Origin of the sequence: Halopseudomonas sp. Lyrl_26 (assembly GCF_051948695.1) — a bacterium.
Classification (GTDB): Bacteria; Pseudomonadota; Gammaproteobacteria; order Pseudomonadales; family Pseudomonadaceae; genus Halopseudomonas; species Halopseudomonas formosensis.
Map to the genome: position 1 here is coordinate 133,743 of NZ_JAYJLH010000006.1, position 15,382 is coordinate 149,124.

At 63.3% G+C, this 15,382-nt stretch carries 12 protein-coding genes; 9 read left to right on the plus strand and 3 right to left on the minus strand.

The genetic code is table 11. The annotated features are described in order from the left end of the window. The first annotated feature begins 80 nt into the window (after positions 1-80). Positions 81-665: a Fe-S biogenesis protein NfuA gene (nfuA, locus tag VF673_RS10015; RefSeq protein ID WP_090536982.1), complete on the plus strand. Its 585-nt coding sequence runs from the start codon at positions 81-83 to the stop codon at positions 663-665. Between the two features lie 38 nt (positions 666-703). On the opposite strand, the gene VF673_RS10020 is transcribed toward nfuA, so the two are convergent. After that, positions 704-2,653 carry a transglycosylase SLT domain-containing protein gene (locus tag VF673_RS10020; RefSeq protein WP_440291833.1) on the minus strand — a complete coding sequence of 650 codons (1,950 nt, stop codon included), beginning with the start codon at positions 2,651-2,653 and terminating at the stop codon, positions 704-706. A gap of 164 nt (positions 2,654-2,817) precedes the next feature. Here VF673_RS10020 and VF673_RS10025 point away from each other — a divergent pair, with 164 nt between their 5' ends. Next, complete coding sequence (locus VF673_RS10025) at positions 2,818-4,731, plus strand: ATP-binding cassette domain-containing protein (RefSeq protein ID WP_440291834.1); 1,914 nt, start codon at positions 2,818-2,820, stop codon at positions 4,729-4,731. Positions 4,732-4,772: 41 nt separating this feature from the next. On the opposite strand, the gene VF673_RS10030 is transcribed toward VF673_RS10025, so the two are convergent. Next, positions 4,773-5,216, minus strand: a complete 444-nt coding sequence (locus tag VF673_RS10030) for a universal stress protein (RefSeq protein ID WP_090536975.1) — start codon at positions 5,214-5,216, stop codon at positions 4,773-4,775. Between the two features lie 105 nt (positions 5,217-5,321). Between VF673_RS10030 and VF673_RS10035 the strand changes: the two genes are divergently transcribed. The 6 genes from VF673_RS10035 to VF673_RS10060 all read left to right on the plus strand — a co-directional run bounded on the left by VF673_RS10035 (position 5,322) and on the right by VF673_RS10060 (position 12,722). Further along, complete coding sequence (locus VF673_RS10035; RefSeq protein WP_440291835.1) at positions 5,322-5,753, plus strand: hypothetical protein; 432 nt, start codon at positions 5,322-5,324, stop codon at positions 5,751-5,753. Between the two features lie 242 nt (positions 5,754-5,995). Then, a complete protein-coding gene (gene fadB, locus VF673_RS10040; protein WP_440291836.1) occupies positions 5,996-8,143 on the plus strand; it encodes a fatty acid oxidation complex subunit alpha FadB in 2,148 nt (715 codons plus the stop codon). Between the two features lie 30 nt (positions 8,144-8,173). After that, a complete protein-coding gene (gene fadA / locus VF673_RS10045; RefSeq protein WP_090536969.1) occupies positions 8,174-9,349 on the plus strand; it encodes an acetyl-CoA C-acyltransferase FadA in 1,176 nt (391 codons plus the stop codon). A gap of 105 nt (positions 9,350-9,454) precedes the next feature. Then, the gene (locus tag VF673_RS10050; protein ID WP_440291837.1) at positions 9,455-10,927 is read left to right on the plus strand and encodes a flavin-containing monooxygenase; all 1,473 of its coding nucleotides are present in this window, start codon (positions 9,455-9,457) and stop codon (positions 10,925-10,927) included. A 15-nt stretch (positions 10,928-10,942) separates the two neighbouring features. After that, entirely contained in the window at positions 10,943-11,752 is an 810-nt protein-coding gene (locus tag VF673_RS10055) for an SDR family NAD(P)-dependent oxidoreductase (protein ID WP_440291838.1), read from the plus strand. Between the two features lie 28 nt (positions 11,753-11,780). Beyond that, positions 11,781-12,722 (plus strand): alpha/beta fold hydrolase, encoded by a 942-nt coding sequence (locus VF673_RS10060; RefSeq protein ID WP_440291839.1) that lies wholly within the window; start codon positions 11,781-11,783, stop codon positions 12,720-12,722. 40 nt (positions 12,723-12,762) lie between these two features. On the opposite strand, the gene VF673_RS10065 is transcribed toward VF673_RS10060, so the two are convergent. Continuing rightward, positions 12,763-13,917, minus strand: a complete 1,155-nt coding sequence (locus VF673_RS10065) for an acyl-CoA dehydrogenase family protein (RefSeq protein ID WP_440291840.1) — start codon at positions 13,915-13,917, stop codon at positions 12,763-12,765. Between the two features lie 203 nt (positions 13,918-14,120). Between VF673_RS10065 and VF673_RS10070 the strand changes: the two genes are divergently transcribed. Then, on the plus strand, positions 14,121-15,359 hold the full coding sequence (locus tag VF673_RS10070; RefSeq protein ID WP_273124137.1) for a CaiB/BaiF CoA transferase family protein: 1,239 nt from the start codon (positions 14,121-14,123) through the stop codon (positions 15,357-15,359). Positions 15,360-15,382: the final 23 nt, after the last annotated feature.

Consider the following 15,382-nt stretch of genomic DNA (forward strand, 5'->3'; position numbering starts at 1 on the left):
CAAGTGAATTGGTGGGTCTTTATTCGGGGGGCCTTATCCCGTACAATACACGCATTACGTCATCGACCGAGAGGCATTTCATGGCAGGTATTCACTTCACCGAGGCTGCTCAGACCTATCTGGCGGAGCTGTTGTCGAAGCAGGACACCACCGGTGTCGGCATCCGCGTGTTCATCACCCAGCCCGGTACTCCCTACGCTGAAACCTGCATCGCCTACTGCAAGCCGGGTGAGGAGAAGGCGGAGGATCTGCTCATCTCCCTGGCGGCCTTTCCGGTCTGGGTGGATGCGGTCAGTGAGCCCTTCCTTGAGGACGCGGTGGTGGATTATGCCACCGACCGCATGGGCGGTCAGCTGACCATCAAGGCGCCGAATGCCAAGGTGCCGATGGTCAATGAGGACAGCCCGCTGAATGACCGCATCAACTACCTGCTGCAGACCGAGATCAATCCGAGCCTGGCCAGCCATGGCGGCGAGATCAAGCTGATCGACGTGGTTGAAGGTGGTATCGCGGTGCTGCAGTTCGGTGGCGGTTGCCAGGGCTGCGGCATGGCGGATGTAACACTCAAGGAAGGGGTCGAGAAGACCCTGGTTGCGCGTATTCCGGAAATCACCGGTGTGCGTGACGTGACCGACCATTCGGTCACGGAAAATGCCTACTACTGAGTGCTGAATACAGGGCGTGCGTTGCACGCCCTGTGCCGTTACTCGATGTATTTCTCGTGCGGCTCCATCACCGGCTGGCGGATGCCCAGCTTCTCCCCGTAGATCACCCCATAGGTCAGGACGCTCTGCACATAGCTGCGCGTCTCGTCGAAGGGGATGGTCTCGATCCAGATATCCGCGGGCATCGCCGGCAGATCCCTTGTCCACTGACGTACACGACCGGGCCCGGCGTTGTAGGCGGCCGAGGCGAGCACCCGGTTGCCCCGGAACTGGCTGTACAGCTGTGACAGATAAGCCGTTCCCAATGCAATGTTGCGTTCCGGGTCCAGTACCGCGCTGCTGGTATTGGCCAGGGGAATATTGTTCCGGCGAGCGGTTTCCTGCGCGGTGGCGGGCATCAGCTGCATCAGCCCCAGGGCACCGGCATGGGAGCGGGCGTCGGTCATGAAGCCGCTTTCCTGGCGGGTAATGGCGTAGACCCAGGTGGAGTTCAGCTGACGCAGGCGTGCCTGACGGACGATGGGTTCGCGGTAGGCCAGGGGGAAGCGGATCTCCAGGTCATCCCAGTGCCGGGCCTTGCTGATGCCGCGGATGGCGGGGAAATACCAGTCCATCTGCCGGGCCAGTGCGGCCTGGGCGATCAGTTCTTCGCGGCTGAACAGGCGCTCGGCGTGGTACCACTCGCGCCGGGCATCCAGATAGTCGCCACGGGCATGAAACTCCCTGGCGCGAATGATCCCGGCGGTATTGGCTACCCGGGCTGCGGCGCGGGCGTCCACCGCCACCGGCTGGTGATTCAGGGCGTAGGGGCGTCGGCTGCGCTCGGCGGCGAGGAAGCCATAGAAGTCGCGTTCGCCGGCCAGGCTGGCGTAATCCTCGGTCAGTTCACCCACGGCGGAATTGGCCAGCTGGCGGCTGCGCAGTTCCCAGTAGCGCCAGCGGCTCTGCTGGCGCAGGTGCTCGGGCATGTGTCGGGTCAGGTCCAGTACGTTGTGCCACTGACCGGTGCGCAGCGCCAGCCGACCACGCCATTCGGTGACGGTGTCATCCTTCAGCGCGGGGTCGTTGGCGGCCATGAAGGGCAGGGCCCGGGGGTCATGGCGACGGGCCAGACGCACGCCGATATCCCGGGTCAGGGCCAGGCGCTGCTCGTCACTGAAGGGCAGATGCTGATAGTGCGGCCACAGCGCCAGCGCGGCGCCGGCGTCGTCCCGGCCCAGGCGGCGCAGGGCGACTGCCACTATGTCGGTCAGCTGCTCGGGTGGCTGGTTGGCGCCCGGCTGGTACTTGCTCACATCGGACAGCAGGCGCGGATTGATCGCCGTGGCGACGAAGCGCTCGGCCAGGGCCTGTTGGCTCGGAACATAGCGCAGCAGATACCTGGCCAGGGCGTCCTGGCGGTGCAGCAGGGCCAGGCGGATACGTTCCCAGGCTACGGCTTCGGTCAAGCCGCCGGAGGCGCGCCAGCGCTCGAACAGCGGAGTACAGGCATCCGGCTGGGAATGGCCGACTGTCCAGAGCTCCCGGGCACGCTCGCGGGCCTGCTCGACCTTGCCTTCGTTCCAGTTCTGCAGGACCAGCGGGCATTCCAGTTCCGCGGTCAGGCTGTCCGCGTCGAGGTGACGGCGCAGCCGGGGCCAGTCCCCCTCGGCGCGAAGGCGCTTGAGCCAGGTGGCCTTGATGCTGCTGGCCGCCGGCAGGTCGCCATGGCGGCTGAGAAATTGCTCGATTTCACCGTGCGGCGCCCGGTCCAGGCGCTTGCGCAGCGACTCCATGACCAGATAGGGGTACAGCGGATAATCCGTCAGCGCGCTGCTCAGGCTGTTGAATCTGTCCATGTCACCGCGCTCCAGCGCCGCCCTGGCCTGATCATACTGCCTGCGCTGTTCCGTCAGACGGTCAGCCTGGGCAGGCAGGCTGAGCAGCAGCAGGCTGACACACAGCAGGCGGATGGCGCGGAGCAAGGTAGAGGACGCGTGCATGAGCATAGATATGGGAGACCTGACACTGGCTTGTCTGAATGCCCGGGGGATCCGGGGCTGAGCTCAGCTTAGCTGTTTGCATGTCTCCTTCAAAGCCGTTGGCCGCAATAAACATGCAGTTACACAGGCCTGCGGGTAGAATGCGACCCTGAATCTGAAAAAGGTGTGTTATGGCTCTGCTTTCCTTTACCGACGTTTCCCTGGCCTATGGCCTCAATCCACTGCTGGACAAGGTCAGTTTCCAGCTGGACCGGGGCGAGCGGGTGTGTCTGATCGGTCGTAACGGTGCCGGCAAGTCCAGCCTGCTGCGCTTGGTGACCGGCGATCAGGCGGCGGACGAAGGGGAGATCTGGTTTGCCCCGGGCCTCAAGATCGGCCAGCTGCCCCAGGAGCTGCCCGAAGCGGATGCGAGCAAGGTCTACGACGTGGTAGCCCAGGGCCTGGCCGGGGTCGGTGAACTGCTGGCCGAGTACCATGCCCTGGTTACCGGCGAGATGGGCGAGGCCGAACTGGCGCGTCTGGAGAAGGTCCAGCATCAGTTGGAATCCCGGGATGGCTGGCGGCTGAACCAGCTGGTGGAGACTACCCTGACCCGACTGGGTTTGCCGGCGGACAAGAGCATGTCGGAGTTGTCCGGCGGCTGGCGCCGGCGGGTGCTGCTGGCCCAGGCTCTGGTATCCGAGCCGGATGTGCTGCTGCTGGACGAGCCGACCAACCACCTGGATATCCATACCATCGCCTGGCTGGAAGAGGTGCTGCTGGAGTTCCGCGGCGCGGTCCTCTTCATCACCCACGACCGGCAGTTCCTGCAGGCCCTGGCGACGCGGATCCTGGAGCTGGACCGCGGTCAGCTGATCGACTGGCAGGGGGACTACCGCAGCTTCCTCGAGCACAAGCAGCAGCAGCTGGAGGCCGAGGCGACGGCCAATGCGCTGTTCGACAAGAAGCTGGCCCAGGAGGAAGCCTGGATCCGCCAGGGCATCAAGGCCCGGCGTACCCGTAACGAAGGCCGGGTACGGGCACTCAAGGCCATGCGCGAGGAACGCGCACGGCGTATCGAACGTCAGGGCAAGGCCAGTTTCCAGCTGGAGACTGCCGATGCGTCGGGCAAGCGGGTGATCGAGCTGGACAAGGTCAGCTTCGCCTGGCCGGGCCAGCCGCCGCTGATCCGTGAGCTGACCACCCATGTGCTGCGGGGGGACCGCATCGGCCTGATCGGCAACAACGGTTCGGGCAAGAGTACCCTGCTCAAGCTGATGCTCGGCCAGCTCCAGCCCACCTCCGGTACCGTAAAGCACGGTACCAAACTGGAAGTCGCCTATTTCGATCAGCTGCGCGATCAGCTGGATCTGGAAAAGACGGTGATCGACAACCTCTCCGAGGGTCGCGACTTCATCGAGATCAACGGTCAGCGCCGCCACGTGATCAGCTATCTGGGCGACTTCCTGTTTTCGCCGGAGCGTACCCGTACGCCGGTCAAGGCCCTGTCCGGCGGGGAGCGTGCACGATTGCTGCTGGCCAGGCTGTTCAGCAAGCCGGCCAACGTCCTGGTGCTGGACGAACCCACCAACGATCTGGATGTGGAAACCCTGGAGTTGCTGGAGGATGTACTGGCGGGCTTCGACGGTACAGTGCTGCTGGTCAGTCACGACCGGGCCTTTCTGGATAACGTGGTCACCAGCTCGCTGGTATTCGAAGGGCAGGGCAATGTCCGGGAGTATGTCGGCGGTTACGCCGACTGGTTGCGCCAGGGAGGCCGAGTCGAGCTGCTGGCCGAGCGTCTGGATGAGCCGGCACCGAAATCGGTACAAGCGGCTCCGGTGACCGAGCCTGCGCGCACGGCAGCGCCGGCGGCCAAGCCCAGGCTCAGCTACAAGCTGCAGCGCGAGCTGGAGGCCATGCCGGCTTTGCTGGAGCGACTGGAAGCCGAGCTCGAAGCGTTGCAGCAACAGGTCAGTGATCCGCAGTTCTACCAGCAGCCCCATGAGCAGACGGCGCCTGTTCTGACGGCGCTGGACAGCAAGCAGGCCGAGCTGGATCAGGCGCTGGAACGCTGGGCGGAACTGGAGGACATGGCCGGCTGAGCCGGCTCAGCGGTGCCCTCTAACGGTAGGATCGTGTCAGATCAGGTGTTCTCGGTCTTGTTCAGGCGGACCGCAATCACGTCACAGGGAGCCCCATGGAGCACGTCGTTGGCGGTGGAGCCGAGCAGCAGGGCCAGGCCATGTCGGCCGTGGCTGCCGACCACGATCAGATCGCAGCCGAATTCGGTGGCGACCCGGTGAATCTCCTGACGCGGGTGGCCGAAGGCAATCTGCATCTGCTCTTCGGGCAGTCCGTAATCCCCGGCGAACAGTTGCATGCGCTCCCTGGCCTGCTCGAACTGTTGCTGCTGAAGCATGGACAGGTCCATGGGGACATCACCGCCATAGGCCATGGCCAGTGGTTCGACCACATGCAGTACGGTGAGCTTGGCGCCCAATGCCCTGGCCAGCTGCTGGGCATGGTCGGCCACGGCGCGACACTCATCAATCAGATCTACAGCTACCAGCACATGTGAGTAGAGCATGCAGAGTCTCTCCTTCCTTGTTTTCGCTGATCTTAGCAGTCTTTGCCGGCAGGTCCACAGTTTACCGGCCTGCGGCCACGCAAAACCTCACGAGGAATCGAAACCATGCCTACCTGGGTAATAGTCGCCGTGGTGGCGGCCATCCTGATCTCCAGTCTGTTCAAGCTGATGCCCCGTGGCCGGGAGTTTCACCTGCACCGGCTGCGCGAGCAGGCCAGGCAGCGCGGTCTGGCTGTGGAGTGGCTGCGCGAGTCGCAGCGGGTCAACCAGCTGGCAGGCTGCATCGCCTACCGCATGCCGCTGGAGCGCTGCCGGGTGGATGCCGAGTTCAGCTGTCGGAGGGGGGAAGAGGGCTGGTTGTGGCTCAGCGGCTCGGCTGCTACGCCGCACTGCATGGAGGTGCTCGAGCGCCTGCCCGAGCAGGTGCGGGGTATCGACCGCCAGAGTCTCTCGGTAGTGGTGTACTGGCGCGAGCCGGACGATATTGCCGTGCTGGACCAGCTGGTGACGGCCCTGCAGCCCCTGCGCGGGGTCTGATCCGGCCCCCTGCGAACTGACTTCCCGAGGTAACGGCTCTATAGTGTTTTTTTGTAGTCAGTTGCCCGCCGCAGATTGACAACGCCCGCGTTTTCCATAAAGGTGTGCGTACCCGAATCAAACGAGCGTATGAATTTGCCAGGCAGGCAGCACTTCATAGTTATCGGGAACAATCATGACACCGTCCGGCAGTGGGTCGGACCGGTGTTTCTCATGTGCTTTCACAGCGTGGAGATCAGTTGATGATTTACGAAGGTAAAGCCATCACGGTTCAAATCCTTGACGACGGCATCGCCGAGCTCAAGTTCGATCTGCAGGGCGAGTCGGTCAACAAGTTCAACCAGGCTACCCTCGCCGAACTCAAGGCAGCCGTTGAAAAGATCCAGTCCGACAGCAACATCAAGGGCGTCATCGTAACCAGTGGCAAGGACGTGTTCATTGTCGGCGCCGACATCACCGAGTTCGTGCATGCGTTCAAGCTGTCCGAAGAGGAGCTGGTTGCGGCCAACATCGAAACCAACCGCATCTTCAACGCCTTTGAAGATCTGAACGTGCCCACAGTGGCGGCCATCAATGGTCTGGCCCTGGGCGGCGGTCTGGAAATGTGTCTGGCCTGCGACTTCCGCGTCATGGCTGAAAGCACCAAGATCGGTCTGCCGGAAACCAAGCTGGGTATCTATCCCGGTTTCGGCGGCACCGTACGTCTGCCGCGCCTGATCGGTGTGGACAACGCCGTCGAGTGGATTGCCGGCGGCGCTGAACAACGCGCCTCTGCTGCACTGAAGGCCGGTGCCGTGGACGCCGTGGTAGCCGATGACAAGCTGCGCGATGCGGCTCTGGACCTTGTCCGCCGCGCCATTGCCGGCGAGCTGGATTTCCGCGCCAAGCGCCAGCCCAAGCTGGAAAAGATCAAGCTCAACACCATCGAGCAGATGATGGCCTTCGAAACCACCAAGGGCTTCGTTGCCGGCCAGGCCGGTCCGAACTACCCGGCGCCGGTGGAAGCCATCAAGACCATGCAGAAGGCGGCCAACCACGGTCGCGAGAAGGCACTGGAAATCGAGGCAGCCGGTTTTGCCAAGATGGCCAAGACCACTGTGGCTGCATCCCTGGTGGGTCTGTTCCTGAACGACCAGGCGCTCAAGAGCAAGGCGAAGAAGTACGACAAGCTGGCCGGTGAAGTGAAGCTGGCAGCGGTACTGGGTGCCGGCATCATGGGCGGCGGCATCGCCTACCAGTCCGCCTACAAGGGCACGCCGATCCTGATGAAGGACATCCGCGAAGAGGGTATCCAGCTGGGTCTGGACGAAGCCTCCAAGCTGCTCGGCAAGCGGGTCGAGAAGGGCCGCATGAAGCCCGCCGAGATGGCAAGGGCACTGAACGCCATTCGCCCGACCATGTCCTACGGCGACTTCGGCAACGTCGACATCGTGGTCGAGGCCGTGGTCGAGAATCCGAAGGTCAAGCACGCCGTGCTGGCCGAGGTCGAGCAGCATGTGAAGGAAGACGCCATCATCGCTTCCAACACCTCGACCATCTCCATCACTTACCTGGCCCAGGCCCTGAAGCGCCCGGAAAACTTCGTCGGCATGCACTTCTTCAACCCGGTACACATGATGCCGCTGGTTGAGGTCATCCGTGGCGAGAAGTCCAGCGAGAAGGCCATTGCCACCACCGTGGCCTACGCCAAGAAGATGGGCAAGACCCCGATCGTGGTCAACGACTGCCCCGGCTTCCTGGTCAACCGCGTGCTCTTCCCGTATTTCGGCGGTTTTGCCCGCCTGATCGGCATGGGTGCCGACTTCCAGCGCGTCGACAAGGTCATGGAGAAATTCGGCTGGCCGATGGGCCCGGCCTACCTGATGGACGTGGTGGGCATGGATACCGGTCACCACGGCCGTGATGTGATGGCCGAAGGTTACCCGGATCGCATGGCTGACAAGACCAAGACCGCCGTCGACGTCATGTACGAGGCCAACCGCCTGGGTCAGAAGACCGGCAAGGGCTTCTACGCCTATGAAGTGGACAAGAAGGGCAAGCCGAAGAAGGTGGTCGATCCCGAAGCCTACGAACTGCTCAAGCCGATCGTGCAGGAGCAGCGCGAGCTGACCGATGAAGAGATCGTCGAGATCATGATGGTTCCGCTGTGCCTGGAAACCGTCCGTTGCCTGGAAGACGGCATCGTCGAGACCGCTGCAGACGCCGACATGGGTCTGATCTACGGTATCGGCTTCCCTCCCTTCCGGGGCGGCGCTCTGCGCTACATCGATACCATTGGGGTGGCCGAGTTCGTGGCCATTGCTGACAAATACGCCGAGTTTGGCCCCATGTACCACCCGACTGAAAAGTTGCGTGAGATGGCTGCCAACGGCCAGAAATTCTTCGGTTAACCGCGGAACGTACAGAGCGAGAGTGAATTTATGAGCCTCAATCCGAGAGACGTTGTAATTGTCGACTTCGGTCGCACCCCCATGGGCCGTTCCAAGGGCGGCATGTACCGCAATGTCCGTGCCGAAACCCTGTCCGCCAACCTGATCACCGGGCTGCTGGCGCGCAACCCGAAAGTGGACCCGGCCGAAGTTGAAGATGTCATCTGGGGCTGCGTGAACCAGACCCTGGAGCAGGGCTGGAACATTGCCCGGATGGCGTCGCTGATGACCCCGATTCCGCACACCTCCGGCGCCCAGACCGTCAGCCGTCTGTGCGGTTCTTCCATGAGCGCGCTGCACACCGCTGCCCAGGCCATCATGACCGGCAATGGCGATGTGTTCGTGGTCGGTGGCGTGGAGCACATGGGCCACGTCGGCATGATGCACGGTGTTGATCCGAACCCGGCCCTGTCGCTGTACGCAGCCAAGGCTGCCGGCATGATGGGTCTGACTGCGGAAATGCTCGGCAAGATGCACGGCATTACCCGCGAACAGCAGGATCTGTTCGGTGTGCGTTCGCACCAGCGTGCGCACCAGGCTACCGTCGAAGGCCGCTTCAAGGATGAGATCATCCCGATGGAAGGTCACGACGAGAACGGCTTCCTGCGCCTGTTCACCGAAGACGAGACCATCCGTCCCGAGACTACCCTGGAAAGCCTGGCCGCCCTGCGTCCGGCGTTCAACCCCAAGGGCGGTACCGTGACCGCGGGTACTTCCTCGCAGATCACCGACGGTGCTTCCTGCATGATCGTCATGTCCGCCGAGCGCGCCAAGGCCCTGGGCATCGAGCCCATGGCGGTGATCCGCTCCATGGCGGTGGCCGGTTGCGATCCGTCCATCATGGGCTACGGTCCGGTTCCGTCCACCAAGAAGGCGCTCAAGCGTGCCGGTCTGACCATGGACGATATCGACCACGTCGAGCTGAACGAGGCCTTTGCCGCCCAGGCGCTGCCTGTGCTCAAGGACCTCAAGCTGCTGGACAAGATGGACGAGAAGGTCAACCTCAACGGCGGCGCCATCGCCCTGGGTCACCCCTTCGGCTGCTCCGGTGCGCGGATCTCCGGCACCCTGCTGAACGTGATGAAGCAGAATGGCGGCACCATCGGCGTGGCCACTATGTGCATCGGTCTGGGTCAGGGTATCACCACCATTTTTGAGCGTGTGTGATAGCTGAACCCGGAAGGCAAACCGAGGTACATTATCGGTAGCTGATTGAGGCCCCGGCAGAGCAATCTGTCGGGGCTTCTGCTTTCATGGAGCAGGAGAGCTTGCATGCATCAACAACAAGAACAATTTCAGCCGACTCCCCTCGATGTAATCATCATAGGTGCCGGTCTGTCCGGGATAGGGATGGCCAGGGCGCTGACAAGGCGCTGTCCGGACAAGCGTTATCTGATCCTTGAGCGGCGCCATGCAATAGGCGGTACCTGGGATCTGTTTCGCTACCCCGGTATCCGCTCGGATTCGGACATGTATACCCTCGGCTATGCGGACAAGCCCTGGACCGGGCGCAAGGCCATTGCCGACGGGCCGGATATCAAACGCTATATAGAAGAAGCGGCTGAGGAATCCGGTGCGGTGCATAACATCCGCTATGGCCACCGGGTGCTTTCCGCCAGCTGGGACAGCGAGCAGGCACTGTGGACGGTGCCGGTGCAGATCACCGACGGCACAGGCCAGCGAGAAGAACAGTTGCAGGCCCGCTTCATCGCTTCCTGTTCCGGCTATTACAGCTACGACGAGGGATATCGCCCCGGGTTTCCCGACGAAGCCAGCTTTGCCGGGCAGATCATCCATCCCCAGGCCTGGCCCGAAGGGCTGGATTGTCGGGACAAGCGGGTGGTGGTGATCGGCAGCGGTGCAACGGCCGTGACCCTGGTGCCGGCCCTGGCTCGGGAGGGCGCCCATGTCACCATGCTGCAGCGTTCGCCAAGCTATGTATTTGCCCGTCCCCAGGTCGACCGCCTGGCCCAGGGCATGCAGAAATGGCTGCCACTGCCGCTGGCCTACCACCTGACCCGCTGGAAGAACGTGCTGCTCGGCAGCTTCTTCTATCGGCGGGCCCGCAGCCGGCCGGAGGAGGCCAGCCGCTACCTGCTGCAACTGGCCCAGCGGCAGCTGGGGCCGGACGTCGACATGCGCCACTTCACCCCCGACTACAAGCCCTGGGACCAGCGTGTCTGCGCCGTGCCTGATGGGGATCTGTTCCATATGCTGCGGGCGCGGCAGCTGGAGGTTGTTACCGATACCATAGAGCGCTTCACCCCGGCTGGTATACAGCTGAGCAGTGGCGCAGAGCTGGAGGCGGACATCATAGTCACAGCCACGGGCCTGAAGCTGACCGCCCTCGGCGAGGTGCGCCTGGAAGTGGATGGACAGCCGGTGAACACCGGAGAATGCCTGACCTACAAGGGCATGATGCTCAGCGATGTACCCAACCTCATCCAGGTGTTCGGATATACCAACGCCTCCTGGACCCTGAAGGCGGACCTGACCTGCAACTATCTGGCCCGGCTGCTGCGCTACATGGATCGCCGCGGGCTGCGGGTCGCAGTGGCCCGGCGCACGCCGGACGTGCAGGAGCAGCCCTTCATCGACTTCACCTCCGGCTATGTACAGCGCGCGGCGGACATTCTGCCGAAACAGGGCGACCAGCCAGCCTGGCGCGTGCACCAGAGCTATCTGAAGGACAAGCTGATGATCCAGTATGGCGAGCTGGATGACGGCGTTCTGCGGTTTCAGTAACTACCGGGGGCGAATATGGATATCAGGGAATGTGTGGCAGTACTGACCGGTGCCGGCAGCGGCATCGGTCGCGCGCTGGCGCAGGCGCTGGCAGAGCAGGGGTGCCATCTGGCACTGGTGGACATAGATCCGGCTCGGCTCCAGGAGACTGCCGAGCAGGCCAGGCACCAGGGTGTGGTGGTTTCCGAGCACCCGCTTGACGTGGCGGACCGGCAGGTGGTGGCCGCCTTGCCGGAGCAGGTGCTGGCCCGGCACGGCAGGGTGGACCTGCTGATCAACAATGCCGGGGTCGCCTTGGGCGGAACCTTCGAGCAGGTAACGGTGGAGAACTTCGACTGGCTGATGGCGATCAACTTCGATGCCGTGGTCTGCATGACCCGGGCCTTTCTGCCGCTGCTGCGCCAGCGCCCGGTGGCCCGCATCGTCAACCTGTCGAGCCTGTTCGGATTGGTGACACCGGCGGGTCAGACCGCCTACTGTGCCAGCAAGTTTGCCGTCCGGGGCTTCTCCAACGCCCTGCGTCTGGAGCTGCGCGGTGGTCCGGTCGGGGTTACCGTGGTGCACCCCGGAGGCATTGCCACGGCCATCGCCACCAGTGCCCGGGTTCCCGAGGGGTTGTGCGAGGCGGAACGGGAGCAGCGCATGCGCCGGACCGAGAAGCTGCTGCGCATGCCACCGGCCAAGGCGGCGCAGATTATTCTCGACGGCATTCGCCGTGACCGGGAGCGGGTCATCGTCGGCAAGGATGCGCTGATCCTGTCCTGGCTGGAACGCCTGATGCCGGTGAACTACTGGCGACTGCTGCCGGGAATCGACAAGGCCTGACCCCAGGGTACCAACAAGGAAAAAAGAGATGGGATATCTGTTACTGCTTGTGCTGCTGATCGTCGCCGGGCTTATGGTGTTCAGCTTTCTGGCGGCCCGGCGGATCGAGCTGGGGCTGCCACCCGAAGGGCGCTTCATCACCATCATGGGCAACCGCATCCATTACGTGGAGCAGGGCTCCGGCCCCCGCACCGTATTGCTGGTGCATGGCCTGACCGGCGTGTTGCAGAACTTCACCTATGCCATGCTGGGCGAGCTGGCCAGGGATTGCCGGGTGATAGCCATCGACCGGCCGGGCAGCGGCTACTCAAAGCGTCCGCTGCGCTCATCCGCCTCCCTGGCGGTGCAGGCGGATGTGATAGCCGGGCTGATTGATGCCCTGCAGCTGGATCGCCCGGTAGTGGTAGGGCATTCCCTCGGTGGCGCGGTAGCGCTGGCTACTGCCCTGCGGCACCCGGACAAGATCAGCGCGCTGGCGCTGATCGCCCCCCTCAGCCGCATGCCGGCCGGCGGGCCACCCGGCATCTTCGCCAGCCTGAGGATCCGCTGGCACTGGCTGCGCTGGCTGTTTGCCTGGACCTTGATGCTGCCGCTGGCCGCGCGCCAGCGTGAAAGGATCATGCAGACGGCCTTCGGTCCGGAGGCCGTACCTGCGCACTTTGCCCTGCGTGGCGGTGGCGCCCAGGCCATGCGTCCCAGCAACCATATCGCCGCCTCCCGGGATCTGGTGGCACTTGAGCCAGTATTGCCACGGCTGCAGGAAGGCTACGAGGACCTGCAGTTGCCCGTGTATATTCTGTATGCCTGGGGCGACCGCATCCTGGACCCGCAGGAACAGGGCAGGGTGCTGGCCGATCAGTTGCCGAAAGGAGAGCTGGAGCTGGTAGAAGGGGGACACATGCTGCCGCTGACCCAGCCACAGCGTTGCGTGGAGTTCGTGCGGCGTACCCTGCAGCAGACGGCAGGGTGACGGGACAGGGCGAGGCCCAGGCCTCGCCCTACGGAGGAGCTCAGTCCTCGATCTCGCGGATCATGTTGCGGGCGATGATCACCTGCTGGATCTGGGTGGTGCCTTCATACAGCCGGAACAGGCGCACGTCGCGGTAGAACCGCTCGATGGCGTACTCGCTGATGTAACCGGCGCCGCCATGGATCTGCACGCCGCGGTCGGCTACCCGGCCGCACATTTCGGTGGCGAACATCTTGGCGCAGGAGGCCTCGGTGCTGATGTTGCGGCCTTCGTCACGCTTGCGCGCGGCATCCAGCACCATGCAGCGGGCGGCATAGATCTCGGCCTTGCTGTCGGCCAGCATGGCCTGGATCAGCTGGAAGTCGGCAATCCGCTGGCCGAACTGCTTGCGCTCGACCGCATAGCGCAGGGAGTCATCCAGCATGCGCTCGGCGGCGCCAACCGACAGGGCGGCGATATGCAGACGGCCCTTGTCCAGTACCTTCATGGCCGTCTTGAAGCCGACGCCTTCCTTGCCACCGATCAGGTTGGCGGCCGGCACACGGACGTTGTCAAAGATGACGTCGGCGGTATGCGCACCTTTCTGGCCCATTTTCTGGTCCGGCTTGCCGATGGTCAGCCCCGGAGTGCCGCGCTCGACGATGAAGGAGCTGATGCCACCAGCGCCCCGGATCTCCGGGTTGGTGCGCGCCATGACGGTGAAGATGCCGGCGTGTGGAGCGTTGGTGATGAAGCGCTTGGTGCCGTTGAGCACATAGAAGTCGCCATCGCGCACCGCGGTGGTCTTCAGCGAGGCGGCGTCGGAGCCGGAGTCCGGCTCGGTCAGGCAGAAGGAGCTCAGGTACTCACCGGCGGCAAGCCGTGGCAGATAGTGGGCCTTCTGCTCTTCGGTGCCATCCAGCAGGATGCCGATCGAACCGATGCCGTTGTTGGTGCCTATATAGGAACGGAAGGCCGGGGAAGTGCGACCCAGTTCGAAGGCGATATTCACCTCCTCTTCCATGGTCACCCCCAGGCCGCCGTACTGCTCCGGGATGGTCAGACCGAACAGGCCCATTTCCTTCATCTGTTTGACGATATCCGCCGGGATACTGTCGGTCTCTGCGACTTCATGTTCACGGGGAATCAGTTCCTGATTGACGAACTGGCGGATCGAGTCGAGCAGAATCTGTAGGGTTTCCGGATCGCGAATCATGGTCTCTCCTGAGGGCCGGTATGTGCCTTGAAAATAGTCCCTTTAGGGGGAATTTGCGTGCAGCATGGTAGCGCTGTGCGGGGGCAATGATCAATAATAACAAAACCAAATACCGCTCTGCGGAATTTAAGCGGGGTGTGTGATCCGGGTCTCGGGTCTTTTAAGATGCCTCCACGACGTACTGAGAATATAGCGAGAAAATAATGGGCGCACTGTCAGGAATACGGGTACTGGATCTGAGTCGGGTGCTGGCCGGGCCCTGGTGTGGGCAGATCCTGGCGGATCTGGGGGCCGAGGTGATCAAGATAGAACGACCCGGCAGCGGTGACGATACCCGTGGCTGGGGACCGCCCTGGATGCCGGACGAGCAGGGCGGCTCCAGCGGCGAGGCAGCCTATTACCAGTCCGCCAACCGGGGCAAATCCTCGGTGGCGGTGGATCTGGCAACCGCCGAGGGGCAGGAGCTGGTCCGGGCACTCGCGGCGGACTGCGATGTGCTTATCGAGAACTACAAGGCCGGATCCCTGGCCCGTTACGGGCTGGATTACGCCTCGCTGTCCGAACTGAATCCGCGTCTGGTGTACTGCTCCATCACCGGCTTCGGCCAGACCGGCCCCCGGGCAGAGGAGCCCGGTTATGACTTCATCATCCAGGGTATGGCGGGGTTGATGAGCATTACCGGCGAGCGTGACGATCTGCCCGGTGGCGGGCCGCAGAAGGCCGGCGTGGCGGTCGCCGATCTGATGACCGGACTCTATTCCACCATTGCCATCCAGGCCGCCCTCATCGACCGCCAGCGCACGGGGCGGGGGCAGCACTGCGACATGGCGCTGTTCGATGTCCAGCTGGCTACCCTGGCCAACCAGAACATGAACTACCTGGTATCCGGCCGGGTGCCCGGGCGCTACGGCAACGCCCACGCCAATATCGTGCCCTATCAGGTATTCAGGGCATCAGATCGGGAGTTCATCATTGCCTGCGGCAATGACAGCCAGTTCGTTGCCCTGTGTGGGGCGATAGGCCTGCCGCAATTGCCGGAAGATCCGCGTTTCGTGCGCAATGCCGACCGGGTGCAGCACCGCGAGGAGTTGGTGGCCCTGCTGTCAGAACACTTTCTCGGGGCCAGCGCCGACGAGTGGGTTGAGCGTATCCAGGCGGTCAAGGTACCGGTCGGGCCGATCAACAATATCGCCCAGGCGCTGGCCGAGCCCCAGGTTCAGGCGCGGGACCTGCTGGTGAATATTCCCCATCCACGCAACAGCGCTTTCACCATGGTCGGCAATCCGATCAAGCTGTCCGCTTCGCCGGTCCGTTACCATCGGCCGCCGCCGATGCTCGGACAGGATACCGACCGCGTTCTGAGCGAGCGCCTGGGTCTGAGTCAGGACCGCCTGGCCGAACTCAAGGCACAGGGCGTGATCGAGCAATCACCCCAAAGCTGAGCTAAGCTGAAATTGACCAGGGG

Excerpts from the sequence above, each read along its gene's own strand:
- VF673_RS10060 (WP_440291839.1), top strand. The coding sequence starts at position 11,781 with ATGGGATATCTGTTACTGCTTGTGCTGCTGATCGTCGCCGGGCTTATG.
- VF673_RS10030 (WP_090536975.1), bottom strand. The coding sequence starts at position 5,216 with ATGCTCTACTCACATGTGCTGGTAGCTGTAGATCTGATTGATGAGTGT.
- fadA (WP_090536969.1), top strand. The coding sequence starts at position 8,174 with ATGAGCCTCAATCCGAGAGACGTTGTAATTGTCGACTTCGGTCGCACC.
- nfuA (WP_090536982.1), top strand. The coding sequence starts at position 81 with ATGGCAGGTATTCACTTCACCGAGGCTGCTCAGACCTATCTGGCGGAG.
- VF673_RS10070 (WP_273124137.1), top strand. The coding sequence starts at position 14,121 with ATGGGCGCACTGTCAGGAATACGGGTACTGGATCTGAGTCGGGTGCTG.
- VF673_RS10065 (WP_440291840.1), bottom strand. The coding sequence starts at position 13,917 with ATGATTCGCGATCCGGAAACCCTACAGATTCTGCTCGACTCGATCCGC.
- fadB (WP_440291836.1), top strand. The coding sequence starts at position 5,996 with ATGATTTACGAAGGTAAAGCCATCACGGTTCAAATCCTTGACGACGGC.
- VF673_RS10055 (WP_440291838.1), top strand. The coding sequence starts at position 10,943 with ATGGATATCAGGGAATGTGTGGCAGTACTGACCGGTGCCGGCAGCGGC.
- VF673_RS10050 (WP_440291837.1), top strand. The coding sequence starts at position 9,455 with ATGCATCAACAACAAGAACAATTTCAGCCGACTCCCCTCGATGTAATC.
- VF673_RS10025 (WP_440291834.1), top strand. The coding sequence starts at position 2,818 with ATGGCTCTGCTTTCCTTTACCGACGTTTCCCTGGCCTATGGCCTCAAT.
- VF673_RS10020 (WP_440291833.1), bottom strand. The coding sequence starts at position 2,653 with ATGCTCATGCACGCGTCCTCTACCTTGCTCCGCGCCATCCGCCTGCTG.
- VF673_RS10035 (WP_440291835.1), top strand. The coding sequence starts at position 5,322 with ATGCCTACCTGGGTAATAGTCGCCGTGGTGGCGGCCATCCTGATCTCC.